General features: G+C 72.2%; 25 protein-coding genes and 1 riboswitch. Of the genes, 13 read left to right on the top strand and 12 right to left on the bottom strand.

Going from position 1 to position 24,293, the window contains the following annotated elements:
- Positions 1-690 precede the first annotated feature (690 nt).
- Together ACIQHQ_RS22055 and ACIQHQ_RS22050 are read left to right on the top strand one after the other, a co-directional pair.
- The gene (locus ACIQHQ_RS22055) at positions 691-3,150 is read left to right on the top strand and encodes a SpoIIE family protein phosphatase (RefSeq protein ID WP_402613816.1); all 2,460 of its coding nucleotides are present in this window, start codon (positions 691-693) and stop codon (positions 3,148-3,150) included.
- A gap of 66 nt (positions 3,151-3,216) precedes the next feature.
- Complete coding sequence (locus ACIQHQ_RS22050; RefSeq protein WP_402614509.1) at positions 3,217-4,455, top strand: PP2C family protein-serine/threonine phosphatase; 1,239 nt, start codon at positions 3,217-3,219, stop codon at positions 4,453-4,455.
- 1 nt (position 4,456) lies between these two features.
- On the opposite strand, the gene ACIQHQ_RS22045 is transcribed toward ACIQHQ_RS22050, so the two are convergent.
- Positions 4,457-4,912: an RpiB/LacA/LacB family sugar-phosphate isomerase gene (locus ACIQHQ_RS22045; RefSeq protein ID WP_402613813.1), complete on the bottom strand. Its 456-nt coding sequence runs from the start codon at positions 4,910-4,912 to the stop codon at positions 4,457-4,459.
- Positions 4,913-5,264: 352 nt separating this feature from the next.
- Here ACIQHQ_RS22045 and ACIQHQ_RS22040 point away from each other — a divergent pair, with 352 nt between their 5' ends.
- Together ACIQHQ_RS22040 and ACIQHQ_RS22035 are read left to right on the top strand one after the other, a co-directional pair.
- Positions 5,265-5,981 (top strand): lysophospholipid acyltransferase family protein, encoded by a 717-nt coding sequence (locus ACIQHQ_RS22040; protein ID WP_402613810.1) that lies wholly within the window; start codon positions 5,265-5,267, stop codon positions 5,979-5,981.
- Between the two features lie 58 nt (positions 5,982-6,039).
- The gene (locus ACIQHQ_RS22035; RefSeq protein ID WP_402613806.1) at positions 6,040-7,071 is read left to right on the top strand and encodes an NAD-dependent epimerase/dehydratase family protein; all 1,032 of its coding nucleotides are present in this window, start codon (positions 6,040-6,042) and stop codon (positions 7,069-7,071) included.
- A 50-nt stretch (positions 7,072-7,121) separates the two neighbouring features.
- Here the strand turns inward: ACIQHQ_RS22035 and ACIQHQ_RS22030 are convergent, their stop codons facing one another.
- The 8 genes from ACIQHQ_RS22030 to ACIQHQ_RS21995 form a co-directional block, all read right to left on the bottom strand.
- Positions 7,122-8,723, bottom strand: coding sequence for an alpha/beta hydrolase (locus ACIQHQ_RS22030; RefSeq protein WP_402613803.1), 1,602 nt, complete (start codon positions 8,721-8,723; stop codon positions 7,122-7,124).
- A 130-nt stretch (positions 8,724-8,853) separates the two neighbouring features.
- Positions 8,854-9,630 (bottom strand): urease accessory protein UreD, encoded by a 777-nt coding sequence (locus ACIQHQ_RS22025; protein WP_402613800.1) that lies wholly within the window; start codon positions 9,628-9,630, stop codon positions 8,854-8,856.
- Entirely contained in the window at positions 9,627-10,304 is a 678-nt protein-coding gene (gene ureG / locus ACIQHQ_RS22020) for an urease accessory protein UreG (protein WP_402613797.1), read from the bottom strand. The genes ACIQHQ_RS22025 and ureG overlap by 4 nt, the downstream gene beginning before the upstream one ends.
- Positions 10,305-10,369: 65 nt before the next feature.
- Entirely contained in the window at positions 10,370-11,044 is a 675-nt protein-coding gene (locus ACIQHQ_RS22015; protein WP_402613794.1) for an urease accessory protein UreF, read from the bottom strand.
- A 10-nt stretch (positions 11,045-11,054) separates the two neighbouring features.
- Positions 11,055-12,776 (bottom strand): urease subunit alpha, encoded by a 1,722-nt coding sequence (locus tag ACIQHQ_RS22010; protein ID WP_402613792.1) that lies wholly within the window; start codon positions 12,774-12,776, stop codon positions 11,055-11,057.
- Complete coding sequence (locus ACIQHQ_RS22005) at positions 12,769-13,080, bottom strand: urease subunit beta (protein WP_402613789.1); 312 nt, start codon at positions 13,078-13,080, stop codon at positions 12,769-12,771. Before ACIQHQ_RS22005 ends, ACIQHQ_RS22010 begins: the two co-directional genes overlap by 8 nt.
- A gap of 13 nt (positions 13,081-13,093) precedes the next feature.
- Positions 13,094-13,396, bottom strand: a complete 303-nt coding sequence (locus ACIQHQ_RS22000; RefSeq protein ID WP_390986257.1) for an urease subunit gamma — start codon at positions 13,394-13,396, stop codon at positions 13,094-13,096.
- Between the two features lie 113 nt (positions 13,397-13,509).
- On the bottom strand, positions 13,510-14,157 hold the full coding sequence (locus tag ACIQHQ_RS21995; RefSeq protein WP_402613786.1) for a TetR/AcrR family transcriptional regulator: 648 nt from the start codon (positions 14,155-14,157) through the stop codon (positions 13,510-13,512).
- A gap of 130 nt (positions 14,158-14,287) precedes the next feature.
- Here ACIQHQ_RS21995 and ACIQHQ_RS21990 point away from each other — a divergent pair, with 130 nt between their 5' ends.
- Complete coding sequence (locus ACIQHQ_RS21990; protein ID WP_402613783.1) at positions 14,288-15,283, top strand: ABC transporter permease; 996 nt, start codon at positions 14,288-14,290, stop codon at positions 15,281-15,283.
- Positions 15,284-15,363: 80 nt separating this feature from the next.
- Here ACIQHQ_RS21990 and ACIQHQ_RS21985 read toward each other — a convergent pair whose 3' ends face one another.
- Positions 15,364-15,654 carry a type II toxin-antitoxin system Phd/YefM family antitoxin gene (locus ACIQHQ_RS21985; protein WP_402613780.1) on the bottom strand — a complete coding sequence of 97 codons (291 nt, stop codon included), beginning with the start codon at positions 15,652-15,654 and terminating at the stop codon, positions 15,364-15,366.
- An 89-nt stretch (positions 15,655-15,743) separates the two neighbouring features.
- Between ACIQHQ_RS21985 and ACIQHQ_RS21980 the strand changes: the two genes are divergently transcribed.
- The 4 genes from ACIQHQ_RS21980 to ACIQHQ_RS21965 all read left to right on the top strand — a co-directional run bounded on the left by ACIQHQ_RS21980 (position 15,744) and on the right by ACIQHQ_RS21965 (position 18,432).
- Entirely contained in the window at positions 15,744-16,379 is a 636-nt protein-coding gene (locus tag ACIQHQ_RS21980) for an ATP-dependent Clp protease proteolytic subunit (protein WP_402613777.1), read from the top strand.
- Between the two features lie 7 nt (positions 16,380-16,386).
- The gene (locus ACIQHQ_RS21975) at positions 16,387-16,695 is read left to right on the top strand and encodes a hypothetical protein (RefSeq protein WP_402613774.1); all 309 of its coding nucleotides are present in this window, start codon (positions 16,387-16,389) and stop codon (positions 16,693-16,695) included.
- Positions 16,696-17,031: 336 nt separating this feature from the next.
- Positions 17,032-17,244: riboswitch (cyclic di-AMP (ydaO/yuaA leader) on the top strand.
- A gap of 3 nt (positions 17,245-17,247) precedes the next feature.
- The gene (locus ACIQHQ_RS21970; protein ID WP_283970880.1) at positions 17,248-17,721 is read left to right on the top strand and encodes a C40 family peptidase; all 474 of its coding nucleotides are present in this window, start codon (positions 17,248-17,250) and stop codon (positions 17,719-17,721) included.
- A gap of 81 nt (positions 17,722-17,802) precedes the next feature.
- Positions 17,803-18,432 (top strand): DUF6328 family protein, encoded by a 630-nt coding sequence (locus ACIQHQ_RS21965; RefSeq protein ID WP_402613770.1) that lies wholly within the window; start codon positions 17,803-17,805, stop codon positions 18,430-18,432.
- Between the two features lie 315 nt (positions 18,433-18,747).
- Here ACIQHQ_RS21965 and ACIQHQ_RS21960 read toward each other — a convergent pair whose 3' ends face one another.
- Positions 18,748-19,206: an ATP-binding protein gene (locus tag ACIQHQ_RS21960; RefSeq protein ID WP_402613768.1), complete on the bottom strand. Its 459-nt coding sequence runs from the start codon at positions 19,204-19,206 to the stop codon at positions 18,748-18,750.
- Positions 19,207-19,419: 213 nt separating this feature from the next.
- Between ACIQHQ_RS21960 and ACIQHQ_RS21955 the strand changes: the two genes are divergently transcribed.
- Positions 19,420-20,280, top strand: coding sequence for a helix-turn-helix domain-containing protein (locus ACIQHQ_RS21955; protein ID WP_402613766.1), 861 nt, complete (start codon positions 19,420-19,422; stop codon positions 20,278-20,280).
- A 9-nt stretch (positions 20,281-20,289) separates the two neighbouring features.
- Positions 20,290-20,520, top strand: a complete 231-nt coding sequence (locus ACIQHQ_RS21950; RefSeq protein WP_402613764.1) for a DUF397 domain-containing protein — start codon at positions 20,290-20,292, stop codon at positions 20,518-20,520.
- 51 nt (positions 20,521-20,571) lie between these two features.
- On the opposite strand, the gene ACIQHQ_RS21945 is transcribed toward ACIQHQ_RS21950, so the two are convergent.
- Positions 20,572-21,699 carry an 8-amino-7-oxononanoate synthase gene (locus ACIQHQ_RS21945; RefSeq protein ID WP_402613761.1) on the bottom strand — a complete coding sequence of 376 codons (1,128 nt, stop codon included), beginning with the start codon at positions 21,697-21,699 and terminating at the stop codon, positions 20,572-20,574.
- Between the two features lie 150 nt (positions 21,700-21,849).
- On the opposite strand from ACIQHQ_RS21945, the gene bioB reads away from it, so the two are divergent.
- Entirely contained in the window at positions 21,850-23,019 is a 1,170-nt protein-coding gene (bioB, locus tag ACIQHQ_RS21940; protein ID WP_390986286.1) for a biotin synthase BioB, read from the top strand.
- Complete coding sequence (locus tag ACIQHQ_RS21935; protein WP_402613757.1) at positions 23,012-24,292, top strand: adenosylmethionine--8-amino-7-oxononanoate transaminase; 1,281 nt, start codon at positions 23,012-23,014, stop codon at positions 24,290-24,292. The genes bioB and ACIQHQ_RS21935 overlap by 8 nt, the downstream gene beginning before the upstream one ends.
- The last annotated feature ends 1 nt before the right edge of the window (position 24,293 follow it).

Genomic DNA, 24,293 nt, shown 5'->3' with positions numbered 1-24,293 from the left:
CTCGGACACATCGCGGGCCGCACAGACCCGGCACCACCACCCGGGTGCGCCACCCCCGGTGGGGGCCAGGCACAACCCGAGCCGCACAGACTCAGTACCCACCCCTGCCGCGACACCGCCCTGCCGCCGCGGACAGTCACCACCCTGCCGACGCTCGCCGATCCGGCGCGACCCGAAGGAGCCTCGGGCACACCCCCAGCCGCACAGACCCGGCGCCACCAAGCCGGTGCGCCGACGCCGCAGGGTCTCGGGCACATCCCCGGGCCGCACAGACCCGGCGCCGACGGCTCAGGGCGCCACCACCCTCCCGCCCCTGAGGCAGACAACCGCCCACGCTGCCAACGCCCGACGCAGCGCGCCCCGCAGAGGCCGGACGACCGGTGTCCACGAAACCGGCGCCACCACCCTCCCGCCGCTGCGGCAGACGACCGCCGCCCTGCCGACGCCCCCCGGCCCGGCGCGGCGGGGCCGCAGGGGCACCGGGCGCGGACCGGATCGCGCGGGACGGACGCGGCGGGCGAGGCCGGCCTGCTCGTGGCCTGTCGTCTCCCCTGTCTGTCGAGGTCACGCGGGGCCGCGAGCCGGATCGTCCTTACCCCACCGGCCCCGCCCAGGCCGCCCGCCGTCGCCGGAAGGGTGAAGATTGAGGCAAGAGGTGGTAGACCACTCTCAGCGACAGAGAGGTCGGCCGTGGGCGCAGACGAGGAGTACGGCGTTGCCCGGCAGCGGTTCGACGTGGCCGACGCGGCGCCCCTGTTGCTCGATCCGCAGGGCGTGGTGACGGGCTGGACCAGCGGTGCCCGGCGGCTGTTGGCGTATCCGGCCTCCGAGGCGGTCGGCAGGAAACTGGCCGACCTACTGGTCGCCGAGGACGCGCAGCGCGTGCCGGACCTGGTCGAGCGGTGCCGCGCGGACGGCTGCTGGACGGGGCTGCTGACGGCCTGCCGCAGGGACGGGCAGCCGGTGAAGGTCGTGGCCCGGATCGCCTCGGCCGAGGAGACGCACGGCGGGTCGCGCTGGCTGATGCTCCTGTCGGAGCTGGGCGACGCCCCCGGCTGGGACATGAGCCGCACGGTCCTGGAACAGATGACGGCGGGCGCTCCCGTCGGGATCGCGATCGTGGACACGGACCTGCGCTTCGTGTGGTCGAACGCCGCCCTGGAGCAGTTCGGCGGCGGACCGGCGGCGCGACGGCTCGGTCTGCGCTTCGCGGGCGTCCAGCCGGGCATGAACGCCCAGGCGGTCGAGGCGCAGATGCGGCACGTGCTGGAGACGGGTGAGGCGGTGATCGGTTACGAGCACGTGGGTCACGTGCGCTCGGCACCGTTGCGCGAGACGGCGCACATGCTGTCGTTCACCCGGCTCGAGGACGACCGGGGCCATCCGATCGGCGTGTACTACACGGTCGTCGACATGACCGAGCGGCACCGCGCGCGGCAACGGCTGGCGCTGCTCGACCGGGCCGGCCAGAGCATCGGCCGCAGCCTGGACCTCACACGCACCGCCCAGGAGCTGGCGGACGTGGCCGCGCCGGGGCTGGCCGACTTCGTCACCGTGGACCTGCTGGAGTCGGTGCTGCGGGGGGCCGAACCGGCCCCGGGACCGCTCGCGGAGTCGCAGGAGCCGGTGGAGCTGCGCCGCGCCGGATACCGGTCCGCGCAGGACGACCTCAGGGAGGCCGTCATCGCGATCGGCGAGGTGGTCGCCTTCCGGGCCGGGACGCCGCCCTTCCGTTGTCTGGCCACGGGGCGGTCCTGGCGTGAGGAGCGGCTCGACCCGCTGATCCGGGACTGGACCACGGACACCCCGAGCGGCCGCAGGGCCACGTTCGGGGAGCTGGGTCTGCACAGCGTGATGGCCGTGCCGATCCGCTCGCGCGGCACGACGCTGGGCATCACGACCTTCTACCGGCGCCACCAGCGGGAGCCCTTCGACGAGGAGGACCTGCGGCTGGCCGAGGACGTCGTCGCCCGCGCGGCCGTCTGCGTGGACAACGCCCGCCGCTACACCCGGGAGCGGGACGCCGCGCTCGTCCTGCAGCGCAGTCTGCTCCCCCACCGGCTGCCCGAGCAGGACGCCGTCGAGGTCGCCGCGTGCTACCGGCCGGCTGACGAGCTGACCGGACTCGGCGGCGACTGGTACGACCTCATCCCGCTGTCCGGGGCGCGTGTCGCGCTGGTCGTGGGCGAGGTGCCCGGGCACGGCATCGACGCCGCGGCGGCCATGGGACAGCTGCGGACCGCCGTACGGACGCTTGCGGCTCTGGATCTGCCGCCCGAGGAGGTGCTGGCGCATCTCGACGACCTCGTGGCGCGGTCGGCGCGGGAGGAGGGTGCCGAGCCGGGCACGGTCGGCGCCGCGGGCACGCAGTGCGTGGGCTCCGGATGCCTGTACGTCGTCTACGACCCGGTCGACGGCGGGTGCGCGATGGCCACGGCGGGGCACCCCGCACCGGCCGTGGTGCTGCCCGACGGCTCGGTCGTGTTCGTCGATCTGCCGCAGGGGCCGCCGCTCGGTGTGGGCGGCCCGCCCTTCGAGGCGGTCGCGCTGTCCCTCGCGGAGGGCAGCACGCTCGCGTTGCACACCGACGGGCTGCTGGCCCGGGGCGAGACCTGGGCCGTCGACGCGGGCCGGGAGCGGCTGCGCCGGGCGCTGGAGCGGGCGGGTCCGCTCGAGTCGTACTGCAGGGCCGTGGTCGACGCGCTGGTCCCGGCCCGCCCGTACGACGACGTGGCGCTGCTGATGGCCCGGACGAAACGTCTCGGCGCCGAGCAGGTCGCGGCCTGGGAGCTGCCCTCGGACCCGGCCGTGGTCGCCGACGCCCGCCGCACGGCCACCCGGCAGCTCGCGCACTGGGGCCTGGACGAGCTGGCCTTCACCACGGAGCTGGTGGTGAGCGAGCTGGTCACCAACGCCATCCGGTACGCCACCGGGACCATCCGGCTGCGGCTGATCCGGGAGCGCGCCCTGATGTGCGAGGTTCTCGACGGCGGCGCCACCGCGCCCCATCTGCGTCATCCCCGTACGACGGACGAGGGTGGGCGCGGGCTGCTGCTGGTCTCCCAGCTCACGCAGCGGTGGGGCACGCGGTTCGTCCCCGAAGGGAAGATCATCTGGGCCGAGCAGTCCCTGACGGACTTCCCGGGATGAAGCCGCTTGAGGATCCTCCGTACCATGCGAAACTGGTGTGATCCCGGCGGCGGTGAGGCGGCAGCCATGGCGGACACGGCGATCGACTACGGGGCAGTGTTCAAGGCCCTGCCCGGCATGGTGGCGCTCCTGACACCCGACCTGGTCTACGCGGACGTCAACGAGGAGTTCGTCCGCGTCTCCGGCCGCTCAAGGGAGCAGCTGATCGGCAAGTACCTGTTCGACGTCTTCCCGGACAACCCGACCGACCCGGCCGCGTCGGGCATGCGCAACCTTGAGGCATCGCTGTACCGCGTCCTGGCCACGGGGGAACGCGACACCATGGCCCTGCAGCGCTACGACGTCGAGGATCCCCAGCGGCCCGGCGAGTGGCAGAAGCGTTACTGGAGCCCGGTGAACGCGCCGCTGCTCGGCTCGGACGGCAAGGTCGCGCTGATCCTGCACCGGGTGGAGGAGGTCACGGAACTGATCCGGGCCCGGGGCGGCGCTCCGGGGAACGGGGGCGGCCGGGCGCGGGTGCTGGAGGCCGAGCTGTACACCCGCGCCCGGGAGCTGCAGGAGCTCAACGAGCGGCTGCGCCAGGCCCACTCCCGGGAGCGCGAGGTGGCACTGGCCTTGCAGGGGGCGATGCTGCCCGCCCCCCGTCAGGTCGGCCACCACCGGGCCGCCGTCCGGTACCGGCCCGCCGTGGGCGCGCTCAACGTGTGCGGGGACTGGTACGACCTGGTCGATCTGGTGGGCGGCGACCGCATCGGTGTGTCCGTGGGCGACGTGGTCGGGCACGGGCTGGCGGCGGCCGGTGTGATGGGCCAGTTGCGCAGTGCCCTCAGCGCGGCCTCCCGGGTCGCAGCGGGACCGGCCCAGGCCCTGGACGTCCTGGGGCGCTACGCCCATGTGATCGACGGGGCCGAGTCGGCGACCGCCGTGACGACCTTCATCGACTGCGACCGCCATGTCATCACATACAGCAGCGCCGGTCATCCCCCGCCCGTGCTCGTCCACGCCGACGGCCGCACGGAGTTTCTGGATCAGGCCACGGACACGCCGCTCGACGCCCGCCCGGACCCGATCCGCAGGCCCCAGGCCGAGACCACGTTCTCGCCGGGCGCGACGCTGGTGCTCTACACCGACGGCCTGATCGAACGGCGGCGCGAGGACATCGACACGGGCCTGGACCGGCTCGCGGGCGCCCTGCGCGACCATCGGCACCAGGATCCCGAGACCCTCGCGGACACCGTCCTGTCGGAGCTGCTGCCGCCCGGCGGCGCCACCGACGACACCGCGCTGATCATCGTGCGTCTGTGATCTACAGGCGGGTCTTGCCGTGGTCCAGCAGCCGGACACGGTCGATGTTCTGCCGGTCCTCGACGTCCGCGCTGGGCTCGCCGGCGAACCACGCGTCGAGGATCTCCGTCAGCAGCGGCTGCGAGGTCAGCCGCAGACTGAGCGCGAGCACGTTGGCGTCGTTCCAGCGGCGTGCCCCGTCGGCCGTGTAGGCGTCCGTGCACAGGGCGGCCCGCACGCCGGGCACCTTGTTGGCGGCGATCGAGGCACCCGTGCCGGTCCAGCAGCAGACCACCGCCTGGTCGGCCGTGCCGTCGGCGACCTCGCGGGCCGCGGCCTCGGAGCACACCGCCCACTGCGGGTCGTCCCCCGCGCGCAGCGCGCCGTGCGGGCGCACCTCGTGCCCCCGTTCGCGTAGGGCGGCCACGAGGGAACGGGCGACGGGTTCGTCCATGTCCGAGGAAACAGAGATCCGCATGTCTGGCAGGTTACTCGCCGGGGCGGCGCGGGCCACCGGCCCACAACGGCTGCCCGCCCGCAAGAGCCGCAGGCCCGCCACGCTCCCCCGCCATCGCGCCACGCCCCCCGTTCGGCTTGCCCGTCACCCGGGCGGCGCAGCACGCTGGTCCCGTGGTCCTCCCCAGCCGCACGAGCACCACCGTACGCCCCTTCCTGACTGACCATCAGTCAATTGGCGAAGGATCTGTGCGGTCCGGGCGCACGAGGGCCCGGTGGCCACGCCTGCACCTACACTGGCACCCCACGACATGCCGGTTGACCTGCTGGAACGCGGCGGTTGAGTCCACCGCGAGAGTCGAGGAGCGCCCGCTTTGTTCTACTACCTGCTGAAATACGTGCTGCTGGGCCCGCTGCTGAGACTGGTCTTCCGGCCTCGGATCGAGGGCCTGGAGCATGTTCCCGCGGAGGGCGCCGCCATCATCGCCGGCAACCACCTGTCGTTCTCGGACCACTTCCTGATGCCCGCGATCCTCAAGCGCCGCATCACCTTCCTCGCGAAGGCCGAGTACTTCACGGGTCCGGGCGTCAAGGGCCGCCTGACGGCCTTCTTCTTCCGCAGCGCGGGCCAGATCCCGGTCGACCGCTCCGGCAAGGACGCGGGCCAGGCGGCGATCCGCGAGGGCCTCGGCGTGCTGAGCAAGGACGAGCTGCTCGGCATCTACCCCGAGGGCACCCGCTCGCACGACGGCCGCCTCTACAAGGGCAAGGTCGGGGTGGCGGTGATGGCGCTGAAGGCCGGTGTCCCGGTGATCCCCTGCGCCATGATCGGCACCTTCGAGGCCCAGCCGCCCGGCAAGGTCATCCCCAACATCCATCCCGTCGTGATCCGCTTCGGCGAGCCCCTGGACTTCTCCCGCTACGCGGGCATGGAGAACGAGAAGGCCGTTCTGCGCGCCATCACCGACGAGATCATGTACGCGATCCTCTCCCTGTCCGAGCAGGAGTACGTCGATCGGTACGCGGCCGTGGTGAAGGCCGAGGAGGCCGCCACCAAGGAGCGCAGGTTCCGGCGCATGCCGCTGCGTTGAGCTCTGCTGTCGGCAGAGACCGGTTCCCGGCCGGCCTGCGGCGACCTACGGTCGCGGCATGAGACGTGCGGTGGTGATCGGGGCGGGCGGGCAGATCGGGAAGCCGGCGGTGAGGGCGCTGGCGCGGGACGGCTGGCAGGTGACGGCCGCCTCGCGCGGCGGCGGCCGGGACGAGAGCCGGCCCGGCGAGGTGCGGACACGACGCCTGGACCGCGAGGACGACGCGGCGCTCGACGCGCTGATCGGCGACGGCTGCGACCTCGTGGTCGACATCGTCGCCTACGGGGCCCGGCACGCACGGCAGTTGACGAACCGGGCCGACCGGATCGGCTCGGCCGTGGTGGTGTCGAGCGTGTCGGTGTACGAAGACGGCAAGGGCCGCGGCTTCGACACCATGAGTGAACCGGACGGCGTCCCGCGGTACCCCGTACCGATCGCGGAGGACCAGGTCACAGTCCCGCCGGGGGACGCCACGTACAGCACCCGCAAGGTGGCCCTGGAGCGTGAACTCCTGTCGGCCGGCGACCGGTTGCCCACGACCGTGCTGCGCCCGGGGGCGGTCCACGGACCGTGCAGCCCGCTCCCGCGGGAGCTGTACTTCGTCAAGCGGAACCTCGACGGCCGGCACAGGAGGGTGCTCGCCTTCCGGGGCGGGAGCCTCTTCCACACCTCGGCCGCGCGCAACGTCGCCGAACTGATCCGGCTGGCGGCGGCCCGGCCGGGCTCGCGGGTCCTCAACGCCTGCGATCCGCGGCCGCCGACCGTGGTGGAGATCGGGGCGGCTGTGGACGCGGTCATGGGAGTGGACACGGAGACGGTCCTGCTGGACGGGCCGGCGCAGGCGTCCGTGGGCGGCTCACCGTGGTCGGGGGAGCTGCCGGTGGTGTGCGACATGTCCGCCGCGGAACGGGAGCTGGGCTACCGGCCGGTCGTCCGCTACCCGGACAGCCTGCCGGAGACGATCGAGTGGCTCGTCCGCCGGCTGTCCGAGAACGACTGGCGGGAGGCGTTCCCCACCCTCGCCCGCGCCTACCCGGACCTCTTCGACTACGTGGCCGAGGACGCCTGGTTCGCGGCACGGCAGACATGAGAAAGGGGCGGCCGGTGTCCCGGCCGCCCCTCACCACCGCACGGATGCGGCTACGGCTTCGGCGTGGCGTGCGGCGCGCAGGTCACGTCGGCGCCGTCCAGCTTGCCGGTGAGCAGGTAACTGTCCACCCGGGGGTTGATGCACGGGTTGACCAGGCCGGTGACGCCGTGGGAGCCCGCGTCCTTCTCCGTGATCAGGTGGGAGCCCTTGAACCGCTTGTGCAGCTCCACGGCGCCCTCGTGGGGGGTGGCCGCGTCACGCTCGGACTGGACGATGAGCACGCCGGGCAGGCCCTTGCCGGTCTTGACGTTCACCGGCGTCTGCTGCTTGGCCGGCCACGTGGCGCACGGCAGGTTCATCCAGGCGTTGGCCCAGGTCATGAAGGGGTGGTCGCGGTGCAGCCGGGTGTTGTCCCGGTCCCAGGTGCGCCAGCTGGTGGGCCACTTGGCGTCGGCGCACTCCACGGCCGTGTAGACGGCGTTGCCGTTCTCCGAGGCCGCGTTGCCCGCCGTGTCGGACAGGTCGGGCGCGGCGGCGTCGACGAGTGCCTGGGTGTCGCCGGCGACGTACTTGCTGAAGACCGACGCGACCGGCGCCCAGGAGGAGTCGTAGTACGGAGCGCTCTGGAAGAAGGAGATGAGCTCGGCCGGGCCGACGACCCCGCCGATCGGGTTCTTCTTCGCGGTGGCGCGCAGCTGAAGCCACTTCGCCTGGACGGCGGCACGGGTGGTGCCGAGGTGGTAGGTCGCGTCGTTCCGGGCGACCCAGTCCTGCCAGTCCTTCCAACGCTCCTCGAACGCGACGTCCTGGTCCAGGTTGGCCTGGTACCAGATCTTGTCCCGGGACGGGTTGACGACGCTGTCGACGACCATCCGGCGCACGTGGCCCGGGAAGAGGGTGCCGTAGACGGCGCCCAGGTAGGTCCCGTAGGAGACGCCGAGGAAGTTGAGCTTCTTCTCGCCGAGCGCGGCGCGGATGACGTCGAGGTCGCGCGCGGTGTTCGGCGTGGTCATGTGGGGCAGCATCGCGCCGCTGCGCTCCTGACAGCCCTCGGCGTACTCGCGGGCCAGCTTGCGCTGGGCGAGCTTGTCGGCCTCGGAGTCGGGCACCGGGTCGGCCTTGGGCGCCTTGACGAACTCCTGCGGGTCGACGCAGGAGATGGGCGTGGACTTGCCGACGCCGCGCGGGTCGAAGCCGACGAAGTCATAGGCCTTGGCCACGTTGGCCCATACGGCGTTCTTGTTGGTGACCCGGGCCGGGAAGCGCAGTCCGGAGCCACCGGGACCGCCGGGGTTGTAGATGAGCGCGCCCTGCCGCTCGGCCTTGGTGCCCGTGTTGCCGATGCGGTCGACGGCGAGCTTGATCTGCTTGCCGTAGGGCTTGGCGTAGTCGAGCGGCACGGTGACGTACCCGCACTGGATCGGCTTGGCCAGGTTCCAGTCGGCGGGGCAGTCCTGCCAGTCGATGCCGGCCTTCGCGGCCCGGGCGGCGGCGATCGCGGTGCCGCGGGCCTCCCGGTCCTGGCCGCGGCCGCTGCCCGCGCTCGCGTTCGCGGTGGGCGCCGCGACGGCGCCGGCTATCAGCGTGGCCGTGACGAGCGCGCCGGCCGAACCGAGCGCCGCCACCCGCCTCTTCGGTCTCGAACCCCTCAAGGGGGACCTCCCCGTACCTCGTTGCGATCAGTACGGGGGATCCTCTCGTTTGTGAGGTCCCTGACAACAGGGTCGGACACCCTTCTTTGCCAATCCGATAAACGGAGAGCCGATCCTGCTCTACGGACGGCTACGGTCGAGGGGCGAGGGACGCCAGGCTCTCGTCGAGCAGCCGCCGCAGCCGCAGGGCGTCCGGCGCCACCGCCGTCACCAGCGCGGCAGGCCCGGCGAGCGGCACGACCGAGGCGGCCTCTCCCAGCATCCCGGCCGTCACCGGCTCGGCGGCGAACTCCGGGCGCGCCACGACCAGTTGCCCGACCGCCCGATGCCCCGCCAGCACGGCCGGCCCGTCCCAGCCGCCGGGCGCGCCGGGGCCGCAGGCCAGCTCCTGGTCGAGCACCGTCTGCCCGGCGACCCGCACGGTCAGACGGCTCGTGAGACGCCCGGGGTCCTCTCCGACCCGCCCGAGCACCTGCTCCTCGCGCAGCACGAGCCGGGCCGTGGCGGCGAGCTCGACGCGGGTGGCCACATACAGGTCGCTGCCCTGAGCGGAGATCAACTGCGCAGGCAGCCAATGCAGTTCGGCCTGGTCGGCGACCTCGATCCGGACGTCGTAGCGGGCGTCGCCCTTCGCCTGGCCGGGCAGCGCGATGGTGGCGGCGGCCGATCCGACGGACAGCCGCGCTCCCTCTTCCACCCGGGCCTGAACGGTGAAGTGGTCCCCGCCGAGCGGTCCGCTCATCGCACCGACCAGCATGACCCGCGCCTCGGAGCCGGTGGCCCGGGTGCGCCGCAGCGCCAGGGGCCCGTCGCTCTCCAGCACGGGCAGCGAGGTTCCGCCCCGCCCGTCGTCACGGGCGACGATCCGCGCGAGGGACCGCACCCCGGCACCGACGGGCCCGCTCATGCCGTCCACGCGGTGAGCCGCGCACGCACCCACGCGGCGACGTCCGCCACCCCGGCCTCGCTCCGCAACGACTGGAAGACCACCGGCAGTTCGGCACGCTGCGCCTTGGCGTCGGCGGCCATCCGGGCCAGGTCGGAGCCGACGTACGGGGCGAGGTCGGTCTTGTTGACGACGAGCAGATCGGCGGTGGTCACGCCCGGCCCTCCCTTGCGCGGGATGTCGTCGCCCCCGGCCACGTCGATGACGAAGATCTGCGCGTCGACGAGCCCCTTGGAGAAGGTCGCGGTGAGGTTGTCGCCGCCGGACTCCACGAGGACCAGGTCCAGCGGCCCGACCGCGTCCTCCAGGTCCTCCACCGCCTCCAGGTTCGCGGAGATGTCGTCCCGGATCGCGGTGTGCGGGCAGGCTCCCGTCTCCACGGCGGTGATCCGCTCGGGCGGCAGCACGGCCTCACGGAGCAGGAACTCGGCGTCCTCCCGCGTGTAGATGTCGTTGGTGACGACGGCGAGCGACAGCTCGTCCCGCAGCGCCCGGCAGAGCGCGGCGACGGTGGCGGTCTTCCCGGAACCCACGGGGCCGCCGAGTCCGATGCGCAGGGCACGGCGCCGGCCGTCGCGGCGCAGGGCGTCGGCGCTGACGGTGGCGGGGCCCTGGTGGGTGTGGTCGAGGTGCATGGGAGCGACTCCTTCCGTTGGTGTCCGACTGATGCCGGTGGGTGCTTGAAGGGCCCGGCGGCCGTCTAGGAGGCGAACAGCCGCGCGGACCATCCCGCGTGGGCCTCCGCCCCGATCTCCAGCAGCGGCGCGGACCCGGCCGGCAACGCGTCGACTCCCTCGTCGACGACCCGGCGCGCCGCCTCCACCGCCCGGTCCACGACCCGGTCGACCTCCGGCGCCAGCCGGGCCAGGACACCCGTCGCGTCGAACGGGTCCAGACTCAGCAGCCGCACCGTCGCCGACGCGGGCCCGCTCACGCTCTCGTACGCCGCGCAGTACGCCGCGTCCACCGGTCCCAGTCCCGCCGCCCGGGCGGCCAGCCCCAGCACCACCGGCTGGTGTGCGCCCTTGGGGAACTCCCTCCCGAGCGCGTCCAGCTCGGTGGACGGCCAGGTCGCCCGCGCGGCCCGCAGCAGCTGCCGCCCCAGCTTCCGGGCGGCGGTCCGCAGCGCGGGCGAGGGCGTCCGCGCGTCCGCGGCACGGTCCAGCGCGACGGGATCGATCCCGAGCGCCGCGGCCGCGGACAGCCCCGCCGCCACCAGCCCCGCCGTGTGCAACCGGCCACGGCAGAACTCGCCCAGGCTCGCCGCCCCGCTGATCCGCCGGGCCTTGACCGCCGCCTCGGCACCCCCGGAGTGCGCATGCCCTCCGGCGGGAAACCGCCCGTCGGCCAGGACGAGAAGCGCTGCTCGCGACATCAGACCACCCTCAGAACAGGAAGTACCGCTGAGCCATGGGCAGTTCGGCCGCCGGTGCCGCCTCGACCAGCTCTCCGTCGATGTGCACGGCGAAGCTGTCGGGGTCGACCCGCACCTCGGGCCGCGCGTCGTTCTCCCGCATGTCGGCCTTGGTGACCCCACGCGTCGACTCGATCGCCACGAAGCGCTTCCCGAGCCCCAGCCGTTCGGGCAGCCCGCCCTCCACGGCCAAGGGGGCCACGAAGTTGACGGAGTTGGAGGCGGGAGCCCGCCCGATGGCCCCGTACATCGGGCGCGGCAGGATCGGCTGCGGCGTGGGGATCGAGGCGTTCGCGTCGCCCATCTGCGCGTACGCGATCTGCCCGCCCTTGATGACGAGCTGCGGCTTCACGCCGAAGAACGCGGGCTCCCACAGGACCAGATCGGCCAGCTTGCCGCTCTCCACCGACCCGATCTCGCGGGCCAGGCCCTGGGCGAGCGCGGGATTGATCGTGTACTTGGCGACATATCGACGCACTCGGTGATTGTCGGCCCGTCCGTCGCCGGGCAGTGCGCCCCGCCGGCGCTTCATCACGTGCGCGGTCTGCCAGGTCCGCATGACGACCTCTCCGACGCGCCCCATGGCCTGGGAGTCGGAGGAGATGATCGAGATCGCACCCAGGTCGTGCAGCACGTCCTCCGCCCCGATCGTGGAGGGCCGGATCCTGGACTCGGCGAAGGCCAGGTCCTCCGGCACCGCGGGGTTGAGGTGGTGGCACACCATCAGCATGTCGAGGTGTTCCTCGGCGGTGTTGACGGTGAACGGCCGGGTGGGGTTCGTGGAGCTGGGCAGCACGTACGACTCGGAGACCACGGTCATGATGTCCGGCGCGTGACCGCCGCCCGCGCCCTCGGTGTGGTACGCGTGGATGCCCCGTCCGGCGATGGCGGCGAGGGTGTCGCCGACGAACCCGGCCTCGTTGAGCGTGTCCGTGTGGATGGCGACCTGGATGCCCGTCCGCTCGGCGACGGTCAGCGCGGCGTCGATGACGGCCGGTGTGGAGCCCCAGTCCTCGTGCAGCTTCAGGCCGAGCGCGCCGCCCCGGATCTGCGACAGCATCGCCTCGTGGGAGACGGTGTTGCCCTTGCCGAGCAGCCCGATGTTGAGCGGGTGGGCCTCCATCGCCTCCAGCATCCGTGCCAGATGCCAGGGGCCGGGCGTCACCGTGGTGGCCTTGGAGCCCTCGGCCGGCCCCGTACCGCCGCCGACGAGGGTCGTGATGCCGCAGGAGAGTGCCTCGTCGGCGATCTGCGGGCAGATGAAGTGGACGTGGGCGTCGATCGCGCCCGCCGTGAGGATCCGCCCGTTGCCGGCGATGATCTCGGTCTCGGGGCCGATGACCAGGTCCGGGTGGACGCCGTCCATGGTGTCGGGGTTGCCGGCCTTGCCGATGCCGGTGATCCGGCCGTCGCGGACACCGACGTCGGCCTTGACGATCCCCCAGTGGTCGATGATCACCGCGCCGGTGATGACGGTGTCGGGGGTCCCTTCCGCCCGCGTGGCACGCGCCTGCCCCATGGACTCGCGGATGACCTTGCCGCCGCCGAACACCGCCTCGTCACCGGCGAGGCCGGGACCGCCGGAACGGTCCTCCTCGATCTCGACCAGCAGGTCGGTGTCGGCGAGGCGGATCCGGTCGCCGGTCGTCGGTCCGAACAGGTCGGCGTACGCGGCGCGCGAGATCTCAGGCATCGAGGGCACCTCCGGTCTCCCCGCGCAGACCGGGCACCACACGGGCGCCGGCCAGCGGGACGAGTTCGACGTCGACGGGGATCCCGGGCTCGAAGCGCACGGCCGTGCCGGCGGCGACGTTCAGCCGCTTGCCGCGCGCGGCGGAGCGGTCGAACTCCAGGCCCGGGTTGGCCTCGGCGAAGTGGTAGTGGGAGCCGACCTGCACGGGCCGGTCTGCGGCGTTGAGGACGGTGAGACGGGTGACCTCGCCGTCCTCGTTGTAGACGATCGGGTCCTCGGCGAACAGGATCTCTCCGGGAATCACGGCGGCCTCCCCGTCAGACGATCGGCTCGTGGACGGTGACGAGCTTGGTGCCGTCCGGGAAGGTGGCCTCCACCTGCACGTCGTGGATCATCTCCGGGATGCCTTCCATGACGTCGTCCCTGCTCAGGATCGTGCGTCCGGAGGCCATGAGTTCCGCGACGGTCCGGCCGTCCCGCGCGCCTTCGAGGATGTGGGAGGTGATGAGCGCGACCGCCTCGGGGTGATTCAGCTTCAGGCCACGGGCGCGGCGCTTCTCGGCCACGTCGGCCGCCACGTGGATCAGCAGTCGTTCTTGCTCGTGCGGGGTCAGCTGCACGTCCCACCTCACAGTCCTCGCTCCGGGCCGTGCGGGGCCCGGCTGCCGCGGCCACGGGGCAAACTGCCAGGTGGCGTGGATCGGCAGGCTAATTGGACCGCGTTTCGGGCACGTTAACCGCGCTGTGATCCACCGGTTGCGGTGCCCTCGTTCCGCATGCCCGTCAGCGCCCGCAGTCCGTCCCGGAGAACCTCGACCGGGGCGGGCCCGAACAGCGACTGCTGTGCGATGAACCCGAGCACGGCGGCGATCATCGTGCGGGCCACGTGGTCCGGCGCCACATCCGCCCGCATCATCCCGGCTTCCTGGTAGCCCTCGACGATCTTCCCCCAGGCCGCGCGGACCGAGCCGTAGCCCTCCCGCAGGAGGGCCGCCAGGTCCTCGTTGCGCAGTGTCTCCGTCCACACCTGGATGACGAGCCGCGGGAAGGCCGGCCGGCCGTCGACGACCAGGGACTCGCGGGCGGCGAGAGTCGAGCCGAGGACGGAGGCGACGAGTTCGTCCGGTGGCGGGGGTGGGCTCAGCCGCGCCGCCTCCTCGAAGGCCGCGCGGACCGAACCGAGCACTTCGGCGACGATCGCGCCGATCAGTTCCTCCTTGCCGCTGAAGTAGCGGTACACCGCCCCCGCCGACAGGTCGACTTCCTTCAGGACGTCCTGCATGGACGTGGCGTGGAAGCCGTTGCGGGCGAAGCAGAGCGCGGCGCCGTCGAGGATCTGGCGGCGGCGGGCGTCGAGATGTTCCTGGGACACGCGGGCCATGGCCCCAAAGTAAAACGAATATTCATTCTTGACAAGACGCCGCGAGCGGAGCACGGTGAGGGCGGAGCAAAAACGAACGATCCTTCTTTTTCGCGTCCGAGCCCTTTCCGCTCACCCCCAGGAGCCCCTCATGCCTTCCCGCAGCCGCCGCGTGATCGCGGTCGTCGTCCTCGTGCCCGTCCTGGCGGCCCTCGCCCTGTGGGCCTTCGCCTGGCCTGCCTCCCGCATATCGCCCCGCGACCTCCCGCTCGGCGTGGCCGGACCGTCCGCCGCGGTGACCCGGCTCGAACGGCAGCTGGAGCGACACGAGGGCGCCTTCGAGGTCCATCGCTACGCCGACGAAGCCGCAGCCCGGGACGCCGTCGAGGACCGGAGCGTGTACGGCGCGGTCGTGGTCACGCCACAGGGACCCGAGCTGCTCACCGCGTCCGCGGCCGGACCGGCCGTCGCCCAGTTCCTCCAGCAGGCCCTGGCTCGGCAGGCCGCCGCCGCCGGGGACACGCGGGTCAGGACGGTCGACGTCGTGCCCACCCCGGCCAGTGATCCACGTGGCGCGGTACTGAACGCCGCCGTTCTGCCGCTCGCCCTGGCCGGCATCGCGGCGGGCGCGGTGGTCACCCTGCTGGGGCTGCGCGGCGTCCGGGCCGCGCTCGCGCTGCTCGGCGCCTCGGCCCTGGTGGGCGTGGCCGCAGCCGGGATCGCGCACAGCTGGCTCGGGGCGCTCACGGGCGACTGGTGGGCGGAGGCGGCGGTGCTCGCTCTGTCCACGCTGGCCGTCGGCGGTGCCGTCGCCGGACTCGCCGCCCTGGTCGGCCCGGCCGGCACGGGCATCGCGGCCGCCACGGTGATGCTGCTGGGCAACCCCTTCTCCGGCGCCACCTCGGCCCCGCAGATGCTGCCGGAGCCGGCCGGCGCGATCGGCCAGTGGCTGCCACCGGGCGCGGGGACGACACTGCTTCGCTCGGTGTCCTACTTCGACGGCGCGGCGGCGACCGGGCCCGCCCTGACCCTGACCTGGTGGGCGACGCTGGGCCTGGGCGCCGTGCTGCTCGGCGACGCGCTCCGGGCACGGAAGGCGGGCGGTGAGCCCGCGGCCGACCGACGGGAACTCTCGGCCGTCGGCTGACCACCCCACCGGCGCCCCCGGAGAAGCGACCGTGCGTCCCCGCTGTAGCGGACGGGGACGCACGGTTCTTGCCTGTGGGGCTACTGGGCCGGGCCGACCCTGCGATGCTCCGCCGCGATGCCGAACCGCTGGGGTTCGCCAGGGGCGGACGCGACCTCGCGGACGGTGGAGACCGCGCTGACCACCTGCTCCTCCGCGGACTCGGCGAGCTCCTGGGTCACTTCGAGTCGCCGCAGGTCATCGGCCGAGACGAGGGCGACGAGGGGCTTGCCGTGCCGCGTGACGACGACGCGTTCGCCGCCGTACACCACGCGATTGATCAGGTCGGCGAGCTCAGCCCTGGCTTGCGTCACCGGAATCTCGTAGGCCATGACCCCATCATAACGTGACGTACGTCCTGTACATTTTTTACAGAGACAGCTGTCGCCGGAGACAGCCGCGCCGCGAGGAGGGGTTCGCCATGACCCGACCGTCCGCCCGTCACGCGCTGCCCGAGTTCACCGAACGGACGGGGTCCGGGCTACGGACGACGGACCCGTACTCGAAGCTCATGGAAGAGCGGATCGTCTTCCTCGGCACCCCCGTGGACGAGACCTCGGCGAACGACGTGATGGCCCAGTTCATGCACCTGGAGCACCAGGCCCCGGACCGCGACATCTCGCTCTACATCAACTCCCCCGGCGGCACCTTCCACGCCATGGCGGCGATCTACGACACGATGCAGTACGTCACCTGCGACGTGGAGACGATCTGCCTGGGCCGGACCGGCGCGGCCTCATCCGTGCTGCTGGCGGGAGGCACGCCCGGCAAGCGATTCGCCCTCCCCGACGCCCGCCTGGTGATCCATCAGCCCGCACTGCCCGAGCCGGTCCGGGGACAGGCGAGCGATCTCGCCATCCAGGCGGACGAGTTGACGCGCATCCGGCTCCGGATGGAGGAACTGCTCGCTCGGCACACGGGCCGCAGCCGGGAGCAGATCGGCAGGGACATCGAGCGGGAGAAGATTCTCACCGCTCAGGAGGCCGTGGAGTACGGCCTGGTCGACGGGATCATCCCCCACCGCAAGGCCACCCCGGCCCCGCCGGCCGGACGGTGAGGCCCCGATGCTCCCGCCCGAACTGCCGCCGCTGCCCGCCCTGACTCGCGCCGAGGCGGAACTGATCGACCGTTACCTCGAGGTCGTCGACCTGCTGGGCCGCATCAACCCGGCGCAGGACGGCGACACCTACCGCGGACTGCGTGCCGCCCAGGCCCTGGTCGGCAAGGCGGCCGCCTTGCGCGACGCGCTGGCCCTGATGCACCAGCGGGGTGAGACGGAGTTGCACGCCGGCACCCTGGCGCGTGCGTTGCGGGTGCTGGACGGCGAGCGGCGCACGGCCCGCCTCAGCCTGCCCCCGGAGTCCGTCAGTTGACGCGCAGCCGTCGCTCCGGACGACCGATCCGACCGCGGACCGTCCGGAGGTGAGTCGGAAGGGGCCAAATGACGTACCGCTGTTCGGAGTAGGCGGGAGGCCTGTTTTGGGACCGTCCCGGTTGCGCAACGCGCGTGGCCGCGGGACGGAATGGGGCATTCCGTCGCTGGTCCGGCGCTCCGCGAACCTGTGGACAGTGGCTCGAACGCACACGTGTCCACCCGAACGGGCGAGTGGTGAGTAACAACACAAATCCCCGGTTCCGTTGGGAAATCCGGACAGGCATGAGCCAAGATCCCTGACTGACGACAAGCCCCCGCCGCTGTGGCGGGGCGATCCGGGCGGACGCCGAGTCCTGCCGCCGCCCGGATGACCGGTCGACAGGAGTGGATCGGCAGGAGTGGAGGACCCAAGCACGACGGGTCGCCGGGACGGTCACGCCATGACCGGACACGAGCAGCCCTTGGGGTGAAGCCGCGTCAGCGGCCGGGCAACTTCGCCAGCCCGAATCCGACAGGTCATCCTTCACAGGCGGCTGACGAAGGGTTGCGCATGACTGCGCTCAATCGTGTCCCGTCGCTCATGGCCCGGGCCGGCACGGCCTCGGCGCTCACCATCGCCGCCGTCGGCGGTTCGATAGTGGCGCCCGGCTTCGCCTCGGATGCCGCGGCTGCCACGCCGGCGACCAAGGCACTCCAGATCGCGGCCTCGAAGAAGGGTTCACCGTACAAGTACGGGGCCACCGGTCCGCACCGGTTCGACTGCTCCGGGCTCACGCTCTACTCGTTCAAGAAGGCCGGCAAGAAGCTCCCCCGCACGGCTGCCCAGCAGTACAACAAGACCCGCCACATCTCCAGCAAGAACCGCAAGGCCGGAGACCTGGTGTTCTTCCACTCGGGCAGCAACGTGTACCACGTCGGTATCTACGCGGGTAAGAACAAGCTCTGGCACTCCCCGAAGAGCGGGGACGTGGTGCGGCTCCAGAAGATCTGGACCAAGAGCGTCTGGTACGGGCGCGTGAAGTAGTCCGCCCGGCGTGCGGCGGTGTCCTGACGCGCCGCCGCACGCCGGAGCGTGACTCGGGCTCGTGTGGATACCCGTCACCCCATGGCCGAGCACCGCCCCTGTACCGCGCGCAACGAGACTCCGCTGCAACGTGCGGACCGCAACTTCGTCGAGCTGCTCCAGGAACTGCGCGTCACCCAGACGGGTGTGCAAATCCTCTTCGCCTTCCTGTTGTCGCTCGCCTTCACCTCGCGCTTCGGGGACCTCGACACGGTCCAGCGCGTCACCTACGTCATCACTCTGCTGCTGGCGGTCCTGGCCGCCGCGCTCTTCACCGCGCCGGCCGCGCTGCACCGCTCCCTCTTCCAGCAGGGCGCCAAGCCCCGCATCGTGCAGGTCTCCTCGCGCCTGGCCACCACGGGCCTGTGCGTGCTGGTGTTCGCGTTCAGCGGTTCCGTGCTGCTGGTGGTCGACGTGACGACGGGCCGGACCGGCGGTGTCGCCGCGGGCGTCGCGACCTTCCTGGTCTGTGTCGGCCTGTGGGGGCTGCTCCCGCGGCTGGTGCGGCGCGCGGGTCTGCGTTCGGAGACGGGCGGCACCGCGGAGACGTCCGAGGGAGAGCAGGCCGGGGACGACGTCAGGATTCCCGCACCCCTACGGCGCACCGTCGGACAGCCGTCAGGGTTTCGGGGAGCGGCAGCGCACCCGGAGGCGTCGGCGCGGGACAGGTGAGGGCCCGCGTGGCTCCGGTGCGTCGTGAGGCACGGGAGTGGCGTCGCAGCCTTCAGGGCGCCCAGGAGGGGCGTCGTAGCCTCGCAGGCGGCCCGGAGGGCGGCATGGCTCGTTGGGCGGCCCGGAGAGCACGGCGTGGCCCGCAGGCGGCCCGGAGAAGGCGGCGCGGCCCGGCAGGCGGCCCGGACGGCGGCATGGCTCGCTGGGCGGCCCGGAGAAGGCGGCGTGGCCCGCAGGCGGCCCGGAGGGCGGTCGTGCGGGCCCGGGTGCGCTGAGCGCGCTCGCCGGAGGGTTTTTCGGTCCTGCGACGAGCGGTCACGGCTCCTGCCGGACCACCGCGGTCACCGGCTGGGCCGGAACGGCCCACGGGAGCTCGATCGAGATGGTCTTGCCGCCTTCGCGGGTGGGGCGGATGCGGAGCCGGCCACCGCACTCGGCGGTCAGCCAGCGGATGATGACCAGGCCGCGGCCGTTGTCCTGCTGGACGGCGGCGGGCAGACGTCTGGGGAAGCGCGGATGGCTGTCCGTGACACCGATACGCAGCCGCTCGTCGCGATCGAGCTCCAGGTCCACGGTGAACGTCGGTGACTGGCCGAAGGTGTGCTGGACGGCGTTGGTGGCGAGTTCGGAGACGATGAGCCGGACGGTGTCGGACACTTCCGTGTCCGCCGGCAGGCCCCACTCCGCCAGCGTGCCCACCACGTAGGTGCGTGCCGCGGAGACCGAGGCGGGATCGCTCGGCAGAGTGACGGATGCTTCCAAATGGTCTGCCATGGCGACGTCGCCCCTTTCCCACGGGACCGCAGTCCGACACGGAGCGGATGGTTCGAGTACGGTCCCGGACTGGTGCTTCGTCGCCAGACTGCCACCAGAACGCCCCCGAAGGACGGCCATCCACCAAGATATGCATATATCTGTCGCTCAAAGCGGTGAACTCTGCGACGCGGGACCGTATTTGGGTGGCTCGTAAGGAGTAAGGAGGAGCCCATGCAGCACGGTCCCGCGGTGCGCCGCCGGAAGCTGGGCGCCGAACTGCGTGCGCTGCGCACCTCGGCGGGGCTCACGAGCGGTGAGGCGGCCCGGCTGGTGGGCTGGCACCAGTCCAAGGTCAGCCGGATCGAGACGGGCACGAGCGGGGTGAAACCGGCCGATGTGAGGCTACTCCTCGACGCCTACGCCGTGGCGGACTCCCAACTTCGCGAGTTGCTCATGGCATTGGCGGGGTCCGACGAGAGCGGTGGCCGTCATCACTGGTGGCACGCCTACCGCGGGGTGCTGCCGCCGACCTACCGGGACTTCATCAGCCTGGAGTCGCAGGCCGGCGCGATGCGCACGCTGGAGACCACCGTCGTCCCGGGCCTGCTCCAGACCCCCGAGTACGCGCGTGCGGTGACCAAGGCCGCGGTGGAGGGGCTTGCGGAGGACCGGCTCGACGCGCTGGTCGAGGTGCGGCTGGCCCGGCAGGACGTGCTGCGCGCGGATCCCCCGCTGGAATTGAGCGCCGTCCTGGACGAGGCGGTGCTGCGCCGGGAGGTGGGCGGGCCCGGGGTCATGGCCCGCCAGCTGGAACGGCTGGTCGAGGCCGCCCGGCTCCCCCAAGTGCGGCTCCAGGTGCTGCCGTTCGCCGCCGGGGCGCACATCGGCGTGACCGGCCCTTTCGTTATCTTCTCATTTTCGAGCACTTCTGATCTGGATGTGGTTGTTCTCGACCACTTGACGAGTAGCCTCTACCTCGAACGGAAAGAAGACCTCCAGGCCTACACGGAGGCCTTCGACGCCCTTCAGATCCACGCCCTTTCGCCCGAGGACTCGTTGGATTTCATCGCCGGGACAGCAGCCGGCGCGTAAGGAGGCACCATGCGTGCACTGCCTCGTCACGTCCCCTCAAGCATCGAACTGCACGGTGTGCGGTGGTTGCGCAGCAGCTACAGCACCGGCGCGAACAACTGCGTCGAGACCGCGCGGCCGGATGCCCCGCCCTGGGCCGGACTGTTCGCCGTGCGCGACTCCAAGGACCCGGCCGGACCCGCGCTGCTCTTCTCTCCGGGGAGCTGGGCGGCGTTCGCGGCCGGGGTGGACCGCATGTAACCGCGTTCGATCAGACCGGCATCGTGCGACACACGGCCGTGTCACGCCGACTCATGGTCGCGTCTCGCCGATCAGCCGTACAGCGCGTGCGATCTCCTGACCGGTCAGGTCAGCGCGGGCGGTCAGCCTGAGCCGTGAGATGCCGTCGGGCACGGAGGGAGGACGGAAACAGCCCACGGCCAGGCCCGCCGCGCGGCACTGGGCCGCCCAGTTCACCGCGTCCTCGGCAGAGGGCGCTCGCACCGAGACCACCGCGGCGTCCGGACGTACCGCTTCCAGTCCCGCGGCGGTCAGGCGCGCGTGCAGTTCACCCGCCACCGCGCGGGCCCGTGCGGCCCGTTCCGGCTCGCGGCGCAGCAGCCGCAGGGCCGCCAGGGCCGCCCCGGCCGCGGCGGGGGCGAGTCCGGTGTCGAAGATGAACGTCCGGGCCGCGTTGACCAGGTGGTCGACGACCCGGGCGGGGCCGAGGACGGCTCCGCCCTGGCTGCCCATCGACTTGGACAGCGTGACCGTCGCGACGACGTCGTCGGCGCCCGCGAGTCCCGCCGCGAACGGGGCGCCCCGGCCGCCGTCGCCCAGGACGCCCAGGCCGTGGGCGTCGTCGACGACCAGGCCGGCGCCGCGCTCCCGGCAGGCCTCGGCCAGCGCGGTGAGGGGGGCGGCGTCGCCGTCGACCGAGAACACCGTGTCGGACACGGCGATCGCCGTGCCCTCGTGCGCCGACAGTGCCTTGCGCACGGCGTCGGGCTCGGCGTGCGCCACCACCTGGGTGGTGCCGCGGGCCAGCCGGCAGCCGTCGATGAGCGAGGCGTGGTTGCCGGCGTCGGAGACGATCAGGGAGCCGTGCGGGGCCAGCGCGGTGACGGCGGCGAGGTTGGCGGCGTAACCGGAGGAGAAGACCAGGGCCGCCTCAAAACCGCAGAAGTCGGCCAGTTCCCGCTCGAGCTCCGTGTGCAGTTCGGTGGTGCCGGTGACGAGCCGGGAGCCGGTCGAGCCGCCGCCCCAGGTGCGCGCGGCCCGGGCCGCGCCCTCGGTGATCTGGGGGTGACGGGCCAGCCCCAGGTAGTCGTTGCTCGCCAGGTCGAGGAGCGGCGAAGCGGCCGGACGGGGGCGCAGAGTCCGTACGAGTCCGGCGCGGCGGCGCCGCTGGGCCTGCTCGTCGAGCCAGCCGAACGCCATGGGTGGTCCTCCGGGGAATTTGTAGGCAGTGCACAGACACTAGCGGGACGACCAGCAGGTCAGTGTGTGGCGATACCCACACCTCGAAGCGACTCTGTTGTACGAAGTCTCCTTGGCCCCGGGCGCCTCCGTAGGACAGGATCGGCTTCCATGGACCTGCTGAACACGCTGGTGGACAAGGGGCTTCGGCGCGAGCTGCCGACCCGCGACGAGGCACTGGCCGTCCTCGCGACGTCCGACGACGACCTGCTCGATGTGGTGGCCGCGGCCGGAAAGGTGCGGCGGCACTGGTTCGGCCGACGGGTGAAACTGAACTATCTCGTCAACCTCAAGTCCGGCCTGTGTCCCGAGGACTGCTCGTACTGTTCGCAGCGGCTCGGCTCGACGGCCGGCATTCTGAAGTACACCTGGCTCAAGCCCGACCAGGCGTCCGACGCGGCGGCGGCCGGCGTGGCCGGAGGGGCCAAGCGGGTGTGCCTGGTGGCCAGCGGGCGCGGCCCGACCGACCGGGACGTGGACCGGGTCTCCGAGACGATCAGGACGATCAAGGAGAACAACGAGGGCGTCGAGGTGTGCGCCTGCCTCGGTCTGCTCTCCGACGGCCAGGCGGAGCGGCTGCGCGAGGCGGGCGCCGACGCCTACAACCACAACCTCAACACGTCCGAGGCGACGTACGGGGAGATCACCACCACACACACGTACGAGGACCGCGTCGACACCGTGCACAAGGCGCATGCGGCCGGTCTGTCCGCCTGCTCCGGACTGATCGCCGGCATGGGCGAGACGGACGAGGACCTCGTGGACGTCGTCTTCTCGCTGCGTGAGCTGGACCCGGACTCTGTCCCGGTCAACTTCCTGATCCCGTTCGAGGGCACTCCGCTCGGCAAGGAGTGGAACCTGACCCCGCAGCGATGCCTGCGGATCCTGGCGATGACGCGATTCGTCTGCCCGGACGTCGAGGTGCGGATCGCCGGTGGACGTGAGGTCCATCTGCGCACGATGCAGCCGCTCGCCCTGCACCTGGCCAACTCGATCTTCCTCGGCGACTACCTCACCAGTGAGGGCCAGGCCGGCAAGGCCGACCTGGAGATGATCGCGGACGCCGGGTTCGAGGTGGAGGGCACCGACCAGGTGACGCTTCCGGAGCACCGGGCCGGAGGCTGTCACGACGGCGGCGGAGTCTGTGGTTCCGGCGGCGGGGCGTGCGGTTCCGGCGAAGAACCGCAGGTCGCCGACTCCCGTACCGGCGCCGAACCCCGGACCGACTTGGTCGCCGTGCGCCGCCGGGGCGCCGGGACCGACCTCGCGCCCAATGCCTGAGCTCACCGTCGCCGAGCTGCTGGAGCTCGACCGGCGGCACGTGTGGCATCCGTACGGCCCGATGCCCGGGCGGCAGGAACCATTCGTCGTGGAGTCGGCGAGCGGGGTGCGGCTGCGGCTCGCCGACGGCTCGGGAGAGCTGGTCGACGGGATGTCGTCCTGGTGGTCGGCGATCCACGGCTACAACCACCCGGTGCTCAACGAGGCCGCGCGCGAGCAGCTCGGGCGGATGAGCCATGTGATGTTCGGGGGGCTCACCCACGAGCCCGCCGTGCGGCTGGCGAAGCTCCTTGTCGACATGTCACCCGAAGGTCTGGAGCATGTCTTCCTCGCCGACTCCGGGTCGGTGTCGGTCGAGGTCGCGGTCAAGATGTGCCTGCAGTACTGGCGTTCGCTGGGCCGCCCCGGCAAGCAGCGGCTGCTGACCTGGCGCGGCGGCTACCACGGCGACACCTGGCAGCCCATGTCGGTGTGTGATCCGGACGGCGGGATGCACGACCTGTGGACCGGCGTGCTGCAACGCCAGGTGTTCGCCGACCCGCCCCCGGTGGAGTACGAGGAGGCGTACGCCGAGCACCTGCGGTCGCTGATCGAGCGGCACGCCGGTGAACTGGCCGCGGTGGTCGTCGAGCCGGTCGTGCAGGGCGCGGGCGGGATGCGGTTCCACTCCCCCGCGTATCTGCGGGTGCTGCGCGAGGCGTGCGACGCCCACGACGTGCTGCTGGTGTTCGACGAGATCGCGACCGGTTTCGGCCGCACGGGCGCGATGTTCGCGGCGGAACACGCGGCCGTGACGCCCGATGTGATGTGCGTGGGCAAGGCACTGACCGGCGGGTACCTGACGATGGCGGCGACGCTGTGCACCGCGCGGGTGGCCGGCGGCATCTCGCGGGGCGAGGTGCCGGTGCTCGCACACGGTCCCACCTTCATGGGCAACCCGCTGGCGGCCGCCGTGGCCTGCGCCTCGATCGAGTTGCTGCTCGGGCAGGACTGGACCGCGCAGGTCAAGCGGATCGAGGCGGGGCTGCGGGACGGACTCTCGGCCGCCTCGGACCTGCCGTCGGTGAAGGACGTCCGGGTCCTCGGCGCGATCGGGGTCGTACAGCTGGATCACGCGGTGGACATGCGGGCGGCGACCGAGGCGGCCGTGCGCGAGGGCGTGTGGCTGCGGCCGTTCCGCGATCTGATCTACACCATGCCGCCGTACGTGACGGGCGACGCGGACCTGGCGCGGATCGCGCGGGCCGTGTGCGCGGCGGCGCGGGAGGGATGAC

This window comes from Streptomyces sp. NPDC092370 (assembly GCF_044755265.1).
In the GTDB taxonomy this organism is placed as follows: domain Bacteria; phylum Actinomycetota; class Actinomycetes; order Streptomycetales; family Streptomycetaceae; genus Streptomyces.
The sequence above is the reverse complement of the archived record's forward strand: the minus strand, read 5'-3'. Positions and strand labels throughout refer to the sequence as shown.

Bases quoted from the DNA above. Each gene is read 5' to 3' on its own strand.
- ACIQHQ_RS22050 (WP_402614509.1), top strand. From the start codon at position 3,217: ATGGCGGACACGGCGATCGACTACGGGGCAGTGTTCAAGGCCCTGCCC.
- ACIQHQ_RS22045 (WP_402613813.1), bottom strand. From the start codon at position 4,912: ATGCGGATCTCTGTTTCCTCGGACATGGACGAACCCGTCGCCCGTTCC.
- ACIQHQ_RS22035 (WP_402613806.1), top strand. From the start codon at position 6,040: ATGAGACGTGCGGTGGTGATCGGGGCGGGCGGGCAGATCGGGAAGCCG.
- ACIQHQ_RS22025 (WP_402613800.1), bottom strand. From the start codon at position 9,630: ATGAGCGGGCCCGTCGGTGCCGGGGTGCGGTCCCTCGCGCGGATCGTC.
- ureG (WP_402613797.1), bottom strand. From the start codon at position 10,304: ATGCACCTCGACCACACCCACCAGGGCCCCGCCACCGTCAGCGCCGAC.
- ACIQHQ_RS22015 (WP_402613794.1), bottom strand. From the start codon at position 11,044: ATGTCGCGAGCAGCGCTTCTCGTCCTGGCCGACGGGCGGTTTCCCGCC.
- ACIQHQ_RS22010 (WP_402613792.1), bottom strand. From the start codon at position 12,776: ATGCCTGAGATCTCGCGCGCCGCGTACGCCGACCTGTTCGGACCGACG.
- ACIQHQ_RS21995 (WP_402613786.1), bottom strand. From the start codon at position 14,157: ATGGCCCGCGTGTCCCAGGAACATCTCGACGCCCGCCGCCGCCAGATC.
- ACIQHQ_RS21990 (WP_402613783.1), top strand. From the start codon at position 14,288: ATGCCTTCCCGCAGCCGCCGCGTGATCGCGGTCGTCGTCCTCGTGCCC.
- ACIQHQ_RS21985 (WP_402613780.1), bottom strand. From the start codon at position 15,654: ATGGCCTACGAGATTCCGGTGACGCAAGCCAGGGCTGAGCTCGCCGAC.
- ACIQHQ_RS21980 (WP_402613777.1), top strand. From the start codon at position 15,744: ATGACCCGACCGTCCGCCCGTCACGCGCTGCCCGAGTTCACCGAACGG.
- ACIQHQ_RS21975 (WP_402613774.1), top strand. From the start codon at position 16,387: ATGCTCCCGCCCGAACTGCCGCCGCTGCCCGCCCTGACTCGCGCCGAG.
- ACIQHQ_RS21970 (WP_283970880.1), top strand. From the start codon at position 17,248: ATGACTGCGCTCAATCGTGTCCCGTCGCTCATGGCCCGGGCCGGCACG.
- ACIQHQ_RS21965 (WP_402613770.1), top strand. From the start codon at position 17,803: ATGGCCGAGCACCGCCCCTGTACCGCGCGCAACGAGACTCCGCTGCAA.
- ACIQHQ_RS21960 (WP_402613768.1), bottom strand. From the start codon at position 19,206: ATGGCAGACCATTTGGAAGCATCCGTCACTCTGCCGAGCGATCCCGCC.
- ACIQHQ_RS21955 (WP_402613766.1), top strand. From the start codon at position 19,420: ATGCAGCACGGTCCCGCGGTGCGCCGCCGGAAGCTGGGCGCCGAACTG.
- ACIQHQ_RS21950 (WP_402613764.1), top strand. From the start codon at position 20,290: ATGCGTGCACTGCCTCGTCACGTCCCCTCAAGCATCGAACTGCACGGT.
- ACIQHQ_RS21945 (WP_402613761.1), bottom strand. From the start codon at position 21,699: ATGGCGTTCGGCTGGCTCGACGAGCAGGCCCAGCGGCGCCGCCGCGCC.
- bioB (WP_390986286.1), top strand. From the start codon at position 21,850: ATGGACCTGCTGAACACGCTGGTGGACAAGGGGCTTCGGCGCGAGCTG.
- ACIQHQ_RS21935 (WP_402613757.1), top strand. From the start codon at position 23,012: ATGCCTGAGCTCACCGTCGCCGAGCTGCTGGAGCTCGACCGGCGGCAC.